The sequence below is a fragment of the Amycolatopsis sp. NPDC104863 genome, assembly GCF_055582965.1.
In genome coordinates this window covers 1,127,544-1,134,995 of the sequence record NZ_JBVJOW010000003.1, presented here as the reverse complement: position 1 = coordinate 1,134,995, position 7,452 = coordinate 1,127,544, and the positions used below count along the sequence as shown (strand labels likewise).

General features: G+C 72.7%; 7 protein-coding genes. 4 read left to right on the top strand and 3 right to left on the bottom strand.

Annotated elements, in window-relative coordinates:
• Positions 1-89: 89 nt before the first annotated feature.
• Positions 90-485, bottom strand: coding sequence for an HPF/RaiA family ribosome-associated protein (locus ACZ63J_RS21365; protein WP_465402225.1), 396 nt, complete (start codon positions 483-485; stop codon positions 90-92).
• 107 nt (positions 486-592) lie between these two features.
• On the opposite strand from ACZ63J_RS21365, the gene ACZ63J_RS21360 reads away from it, so the two are divergent.
• On the top strand, positions 593-1,555 hold the full coding sequence (locus ACZ63J_RS21360) for a zinc-binding dehydrogenase (RefSeq protein ID WP_465402227.1): 963 nt from the start codon (positions 593-595) through the stop codon (positions 1,553-1,555).
• Positions 1,556-1,568: 13 nt separating this feature from the next.
• Here the strand turns inward: ACZ63J_RS21360 and ACZ63J_RS21355 are convergent, their stop codons facing one another.
• Positions 1,569-2,168 carry a TetR/AcrR family transcriptional regulator gene (locus ACZ63J_RS21355; protein ID WP_465402229.1) on the bottom strand — a complete coding sequence of 200 codons (600 nt, stop codon included), beginning with the start codon at positions 2,166-2,168 and terminating at the stop codon, positions 1,569-1,571.
• A 69-nt stretch (positions 2,169-2,237) separates the two neighbouring features.
• Here ACZ63J_RS21355 and ACZ63J_RS21350 point away from each other — a divergent pair, with 69 nt between their 5' ends.
• The 3 genes from ACZ63J_RS21350 to ACZ63J_RS21340 all read left to right on the top strand — a co-directional run bounded on the left by ACZ63J_RS21350 (position 2,238) and on the right by ACZ63J_RS21340 (position 6,447).
• Positions 2,238-3,440 carry an alpha/beta fold hydrolase gene (locus ACZ63J_RS21350; protein ID WP_465402231.1) on the top strand — a complete coding sequence of 401 codons (1,203 nt, stop codon included), beginning with the start codon at positions 2,238-2,240 and terminating at the stop codon, positions 3,438-3,440.
• Positions 3,441-3,586: 146 nt separating this feature from the next.
• Complete coding sequence (locus ACZ63J_RS21345) at positions 3,587-4,759, top strand: 4-hydroxybenzoate 3-monooxygenase (RefSeq protein WP_465402233.1); 1,173 nt, start codon at positions 3,587-3,589, stop codon at positions 4,757-4,759.
• Between the two features lie 17 nt (positions 4,760-4,776).
• Positions 4,777-6,447, top strand: coding sequence for a methyltransferase (locus ACZ63J_RS21340; RefSeq protein WP_465402235.1), 1,671 nt, complete (start codon positions 4,777-4,779; stop codon positions 6,445-6,447).
• Here ACZ63J_RS21340 and ACZ63J_RS21335 read toward each other — a convergent pair.
• The gene (locus ACZ63J_RS21335) at positions 6,437-7,342 is read right to left on the bottom strand and encodes an alpha/beta hydrolase (RefSeq protein ID WP_465402237.1); all 906 of its coding nucleotides are present in this window, start codon (positions 7,340-7,342) and stop codon (positions 6,437-6,439) included. The genes ACZ63J_RS21340 and ACZ63J_RS21335 overlap by 11 nt on opposite strands.
• Positions 7,343-7,452: the final 110 nt, after the last annotated feature.

Here is a 7,452-nt window from a genome sequence, read left to right as displayed (position 1 = left end):
CTCCCCCCCTTCCCCCTGGTCGCTGTTGACGCCCCCCCCCGGGAGACCCACACCACCCCCCCCCCCCCCCCCCCCCCCCCGGCGGCGGGTCAGTCGCGCGGCTCGTCCTCGATCGTGCCGACCTGGTCCGGGTCCTCCGGCGCGGGCATGTGGCGGATGCTGTCGCTGCCCTTGTGGTCGTGGGCGCGGGAGTACCGGGAATCCAGCAGCCGCCCCAGTTTCTGCGCCGCGCCGGCGTACGCGTCGTCCACAGTGGTCGCGTGGTGGGTGACCGCGACCGGCTGCTTGCCACCCGGCCGCGCCTCGATCACGCACTTCTTGTCTTCCGGCTTGCCGCCGCCGTCCTCGCTGAGGTGCACCTCCACCCGGGTCAACCAGCCACCGAACCGGGACAGACTGCCTTCCAGGTCGGTCGTCACGTAGGTGGCCAGCCGTTCGCCACCGTGGATGTTGTGGTCGGTGTTGACCTGGATCTGCACGAGCACCCTCCGAAGCTGGACAACGGTGAACTCCGTCAGTACCCACGAGGGCGCCCGGCTCAAACCCGGTGCGCACTTGACTTCGAGTCCGGTTGAACTTTTAGCCTTCGGACATGCGTGCGGTGATGGCCGGCCGGTTCGGCGGCCCCGAGGTTCTCGAGCTCGTCCACCTGCCTGCCCCGGCGCCGGGCCGCGGTGAGGTGGTCGTCGACGTCGCGGCGATCGGGGTGGGGTGGCTCGACGCCCGGATCCGGTCCGGCCACGGCCCCGCGGTGTTCGACGTCCGGCCGCCGTACGTGCCGGGCGGAGCGGTCGCGGGCACGGTCACCGCGGTCGGCGCCGAAGTGGACGACACCTGGCTCGGCGCGCGGGTCGTCACCCGGTCCACCGCGAGCTACGGCGGCGGGTACGCCGACACGGTGCTCGCCCACGCCGACTCCGCCTTCCTGCTGCCCGACGGCGTCGATCCGCGCACCGCGGCGGCGCTGCTCGACGACGGCGCCACCGCACTCGCGCTGCTGGAGAAGACCCCCGTCCGGACCGGGGACCGAGTCTTCATCGCACCGGGGCTGGGCGGCCTCGGCAGCCTCGCGATCCAGCTCGCCCGTGCGGCGGGCGCGCGAGTCGTCGCCGGCGTGCGGGGCGAGGAAAAGCTTGCCCTCGCGGCAAAAATGGCCGACGACGTCGTCGACTACTCCACAAAGGACTGGCCGGAGCAGGTGCGCGCGATCACCGGCGGGCACGGGCTCGACGTGGTCTTCGACGGGATCGGCGGCCCGGTCGGCACGGCCGCCGCGGCGCTGCTCGCGCCCGGCGGCCGGTTCTCCGGCTACGGCATGTCCAGCGGCTCGCAGGCGGTGGTCGACCACGCGGAGCAGCTGACGGTGGTGGACATGGCCCAGCTCCCGGAGTTCTGGCCGGACAACGCGCGCCGGGTGGTCCACGTGCTGAACGAGGCCGCCGCGGGCCGGCTGACCCCGGTCATCGGCCGGACCTACCCGCTGGCCGACGCCGCGGCGGCGCACGCCGACATCGAGGCGCGCCGGTTCACCGGCAAGCTCCTGCTGCTGCCGTGACCGGGCACGCGCGTCAGCCGATGCCGAGGGAGCGGGCGAGACAGGCGGACCACCAGCGCAGCTGCGGGTTCGGAGTGGTGGCCGCCCGGCCGGTGATCCCGGCACTGCGGCGGAAAGCCGGGCCGTACAAGGGTTCGGTGACCAACGCCTGGTGAAGCGCCGCGACGGCGAGCCGGGTGTCCTCGACCGAGGCGGTGGCGGCGTCGGGGCGCAACGCGTGCAGCGTGTCGACGACCGGATCGAGCATCCCCGAGCCGTCGTCCCGCCACCCGGCCGCGTGCAGGGCCACGGCGAGCGCGCCGTAACCCTGACGGTAGAAGGCGGCCATCGTCTCGACCAGCCGGCCGAGATCGGGGCCGCGGTCGAGCCAGGAGCGCAGCACGTCGTCCATCCCGGCCCGGATCTTCCGGCCGCCGTGGCGCAGCAAGGCTTCCAAGAGGCGGTCACGGGTGCCGAAGTGGTGGCTGACCCCGGCGTCGGTCATGCCGACACGGGCGGCGACGGCCCGGATCTGGACGGCGGCCACCCCTCCCTCGGTCAGCAACCGTTCGGCGGCCTCCAGGATCAGGCGCCGGGCCTCGTCGGGCGGGCGGCGCACGCGCTGAGGTGTCACGGCGGCGATCGTACCTTGACGCTTCAAGGTACGAGTCGTTACCTTGAAACCCCAAGGTAGGGGGTCGTCATGGTCGTCTCGCGGGAGCGGAGCATCACTCGCCCTGACGCGGTTTTGCGCGGAGAGGAAGCCGGCGACGGGCCGACCGCGCTGCTGCTCCACGCCGGTGGAGAGCGTCGCTCGGTCTGGACGCCGGTCATCGACCTCCTCGTCGACGCCGGGTTCCGGTGCGTGGCCTACGACCAGCGCGGCCACGGCGACAGCGACGGCTCGCCGCGAACCCTGACGTCCTGCGGCGAGGACGTCGCCGCCATGGTGCACGCCGAGCCGCCGGGCTGCGTAGTCGTCGGCGCCTCGCTGGGCGGGCTCGCCGCCGTCGCCGCCCTGGGTGATCCGGCGGTGCGGACGAGGGTGGCGGGCCTCGTGCTGGTGGACGTCGTCCCCGGGCTCGAGCCGCGGCGGGCCCGCCGCTTCCTCGCCACCCTCCCCCTGCCCGGCGCGCACACCGAGCTCGTCGAGGACATCTTCACCCGCGTTCCCCGGCTGCGGGAGATCACCGCGGGGCTCGACCGGCCCGTCCTGCTCGTCCGCGGCAGCCACCACTCCCCCGTCACCGACGACGACGTCGACGGATTGCGGCACCTCGCTCCGCAGACGACGGTGGCCCGCATCCCCGGCGCCGGGCACCTCGTCGCCCGGGACCAGCCGCGAGCGCTGGCCGAGACGATCGCCGCCGGCGCCGCCGACTGGCCGGCGCTGGCGCTCCTGCGCGACCTCGGCGCGGCCGGAACCGACCACCCCGGCGGCGACCTCCTCACCCACCTGCGGCGGGTAGCGGACCTGGTGCAGAGCTGGGGCGGGAGCCCGCGCGTACGCCTTGCCGCACTCTGCCACGCCGTGTACGGCACCGACGGCTTCCCGCACCCGCTGCTGCCGCCGGACCGGCGAGCCCGCCTGCGGGCGGCCATCGGCGACGAGGCCGAAGCCCTCGTTTACCTCTACGGAGCCTGCGACCGGAGCCGGACCTACGCCCGCATCGGCGCGACGCCGCTCCCGCTGACCGACCGCTTCACCGGCGAGACCATCCCCCTCGCGGGCGCCGACCTCACCGACTTCGCGGTGCTCACCATCGCCAACGAACTCGACGTCGCCCGCACCGCTCGCCTCGACGACTCGGCCCGCCGGGACATCAGGGAGCTCGTCGCGGCTTTGGCGGTCTACGTTCCCGACGTCTCCACCCGAGCCGTCGGCGACCACTGGAGCCCGAAATAACCCCGTGTCCATTTCGGACGGCTTTCAAGATCATTTTAACGAGGAATTGTCACCTGTCCGATACCTGGCGCACCACACCCGGTGCCGCTACCTTGATCGGCAGTCATCACCCCCGAAGATCATTTCCGGGAAGGAACAAGTCGATCATGGCCAACCGGGCCAGTGTGCTCGTCGTGGGCGCGGGGCCGGCCGGACTGGTGTTGGGAAATCTGCTGCGGGCCCGGGGAATCGACGTGCTCATCCTCGAGCGCGGCAGCCGTGAGCACGTCCAGACCCGCGCCCGAGCCGGTTTCCTCAACACGCACAGCGCCAGGGTGCTGACCGAGCACGGCCTCGCGGCCGGCATGCTCCGCGACGGCCGCGAGCACGGCACCTGCGCGTTCCGCTACGCCGAAAGCCAGTTCGAGCTGGACTACGCGACGCTCGGCCGAGGCGAGACGCACACGGTTTACCCGCAGCAGAACCTCGTCACCGACCTGGTCGGCGAATTCCTCGACCGCGGCGGTGAACTGCGGTTCGGCTGCACCGTCACGGGCGTCGACCCCGAGACCGCCACCGTCGCCTTCCGCGACGAAAACGGCGCCGGCGAGGCGAGCGGGCGTTTTGTGGTCGGCTGTGACGGCAGCAACGGCGTGGCCCGGGCGGCCATGCCCGCGGCCCGGACCGCGCGGCACACCCGCGACCACGGCATCACCTGGCTGGCCCTGCTCGCCCAGGCCCCGCAGAGCATGCCGGCGGTCACGTATGCCATGCACGACAACGGGTTCGCCGGCCACATGGCCCGCAGCCCGCAGACGACCCGCTACTACCTCCAGGTTTCGCGCGAGGACACCCCCGAAGCGTGGCCCGACGACCGCGTCTGGGCCGAGCTGAACCTGCGGATGCGGGCCGACCGGTTCGGCCCGCTGCGCCGAGGGCCCATCGTCGAACGCCGTCCGGTGCGGCTGCGCTCGGACGTCGTCCACCCGATGCACCACGCCCGGCTGTTCCTCGCGGGTGACGCCGCCAGCTTGATCAGCCCTTCCGCCGCGAAGGGCGCCAACCTGGCCATCCTGCAGGCGGAGGTCCTCGCCACCGCGCTTTCCGACGCGCTCGCGCGGGACGACGAAGCCGCCCTCGCCGCGTATTCGCGGACCTGCCTGCCCCGGATCTGGCGCGCGCAGGAGTTTTCGCACTGGATGATCGGCCTGCTTCACGCGCCGTCCGGCACCGATCCGGACGCCGGCTTCCAGCAGGTGCTGCGTGACACCCGGTTGGACCTCCTGCGCGACTCGCGGGCCCAGCAGGACCTCTTCGCCGAGAACTACGTCGGCATCTGACCACCTGGAGTTTGCCCATGACCGCGACGATCGCCCCTGCGCTCGCGCCCGAAGACCTCGCCCGCCTGACCGCCGCGACGGAGTTCGTCCGCGCCCACACCACCGATTCGGTCCTCGCCACGGCCATGCCGTCGCTGGACGAGACCGACCGGGTGGCGCTGGCCCGGCACGCGTCCCTCGCCCACGCCGCGGTGCTGTTGTTCCCGAGCACGCTCGACGGACTGGCCGCGGAGCTGGCCCGGCACGGCGTCACGACGGGCCCGATGACCCCGAGCACCGTGGTGCGCGACCGGCTGAGCCGCCGGTACGGGCTCCCCATCGGGGAGCTGGAGCTCGGCATCCTGCGCGCGCCGGTGCGCGACCGGGAGGGCCGGCTGTGCGAGGTCGAGATCTTCGCACTGGCCACCCCGCCGGAGCTCGCCTTCATCGCCGCCGACGAACGCCGGCACGGCCGGGAGTGCCACGTCGCGCTGAGCGTTCCGGACGGCGACCCGTTCAGCCTCGCCGGGCTGCGGTCCGCGATCGCCACCCGGATGAGCCCGGACGGCGGTGGGTACAACGACTACGAGAACACCACCGTCCTGTACTTCCGCAACGGTGACCACCCGGTTCCCGACGTCCGCCGGCTGGAGCTCAACTGCGCGGGGCGCTACGACCGGCTGCTCACCACCCACCGGCACGAGTCCGCGGCCGGCACGCGGCTGCTGCGCCTGATGACCGGGGCGTGGGCCACGCAGGCGATCACCGCCGCCGCCGAACTGCGGATCGCGGACCACCTCGCCGCCGGCGTCGCCGACCTGCCCGGCCTCGCCGCCGCCACCGGCGCCGACCCGGACAGCCTGAGCCGGCTCCTCCGCTACCTCGCGACCCTCGGCCTCGTCCGCGTCTCGCCCGCCGGCTACACGCTCACCGAGTCCGGATCCCTGCTGCGGTCGGACATCAGCGGGTCCCTCCGGCCGCTGGCGCTGATGTACGGCGGCCCGTTCTACCGGTCGTTCGCCGCGCTGACCGACGCCGTCCGCACCGGCGAGGAGTCCTACGCGAAGGTCTTCGGCGCCCACCACTTCGACCACATGGCCGCCGATCCCGCGCTGGCCGGGCTGTTCCACCAGTCCATGGCCGCCAGCAACGCGGTGTTCGCCGAACTGGTCCTGGTGGTCGACTTCTCCGCCGCGGGCACCGTCGTCGACATCGCCGGCGGCAACGGCGAGCTGCTCGCCCGGGTCCTGACGGCCAACCCGCAGCTGCACGGTGTCCTCGTGGAACGCCCGCACGCCTTGGCGTCGGCGGAATCCACGCTCGCGCCCCTCGCCGGCCGCTGCACCCTGGTCCCCGGTGACTTCACCGAGTCCGTGCCCGCCACGGGCGACGTCTACCTCCTGTCGCGGGTCCTGCACGACTGGAGTGACGACCGCTGCCGGACCATCCTCGCGACGTGTGCCGCGGCGATGCCCGACCACGCCGAGCTCCTGGTCATCGAGCGGCTGCTGCCCGAAGGCGGCGAGGTCGACTCCTTAGCGGTGCCGTGGGACATCCACATGCTCTGCAACGTCGGCGGCCGCGAACGCACGGAGTCCCACTACCGCGCGTTGTTCGCCGACGCGGGTTTTCAGCTCACCGCGTCGATCCAGCTTCCGCTGGACACGTACGTCTTGCGTGCCCGCAAGATCCCGAGCGTCATGGGCTAGGCCGGGCGAGGGCGTGTTCGACGTGCCGGGCGAGGAAGGTGTACACCCGCCGGACCAGGTCGGGGTCGCCGTCCATGAGGTCGTAACCGTGGTCCACGCCGCGGAGGTCGTAGTGCTCCACCAGAGCACCGGCCTCGGCGAGCTTGCCCGCGTAGGCGACCCCCTCGGCGCGCAGCCGGTCGTGCTCGCAGGTGATCACGAGTGCGGGGGCGATGCCGGTCAGGTCGTCGGCGTTGGCGCCCCACGCCGGGGACGCCAACGGGTCGGTGCGGCGGGCGAGGTCGGGGAGGTAGGCGGTGTTGAAGACTTCGCCCATCCACGGCCGGATCACCACCCGGTTGTCCCGCGCGGGTTTGTCCGCGGCCGGGGTGACCAGGTCCAGGGGCGGGTAGTGCAGCACCTGCAACCTGATCTCGGGGCCGCCGTCGCGCCAGGCGAGCCGGGAGGCCGCGGCCGCGAGCGAGCCGCCCGCGCTCTGGCCGCCGACGCACAGCCGGGCGCCCGCCCATTCGCGTTCGGGTGCGGCCGCCCACGTCAGCGCGTCGAGGATTTGCTCGCAGGGAGCGGGAAACCGCTGGTGTGGGGCGAGGACGTAGTCGACGTTGACCACGAACACCCCGGCGTGCTCGGCGAGGTAGCGGCACAGCGGATCGTCGGCGATCGGGCCGCCCAGCACAAAACCGCCGCCGTGAGCATTGATATAGACGCCGGCTGCCTTGCCCGGTGGGCGGTAGAGCGTCGCGGGCATCGGTCCGTGGCGCGTGGGGATCGTGATTTTGGTGGTGCGGCCGGGAATCTCGGGGAACAGCGGACGCGCCCTCATCACGCGAGCGGCGGCGGCCGCCATCAGGCGAGCCACTCCGTCGGCGACGAACGGCTTCGACAGGATCGACACGGGTGACCTCACTCCCCGCCGGTGCTGATGGACGAGTGTCGGACAAAGGCCAGTGTCCGTGCAACCCTGCACCCGGGTCGTTCCGTCCGGAAAGCATCGATCGAGAAGAT

Coding starts and splice junctions, on each gene's coding strand:
- ACZ63J_RS21340 (WP_465402235.1), top strand. CDS start 4,777: ATGACCGCGACGATCGCCCCTGCGCTCGCGCCCGAAGACCTCGCCCGC.
- ACZ63J_RS21350 (WP_465402231.1), top strand. CDS start 2,238: ATGGTCGTCTCGCGGGAGCGGAGCATCACTCGCCCTGACGCGGTTTTG.
- ACZ63J_RS21360 (WP_465402227.1), top strand. CDS start 593: ATGCGTGCGGTGATGGCCGGCCGGTTCGGCGGCCCCGAGGTTCTCGAG.
- ACZ63J_RS21345 (WP_465402233.1), top strand. CDS start 3,587: ATGGCCAACCGGGCCAGTGTGCTCGTCGTGGGCGCGGGGCCGGCCGGA.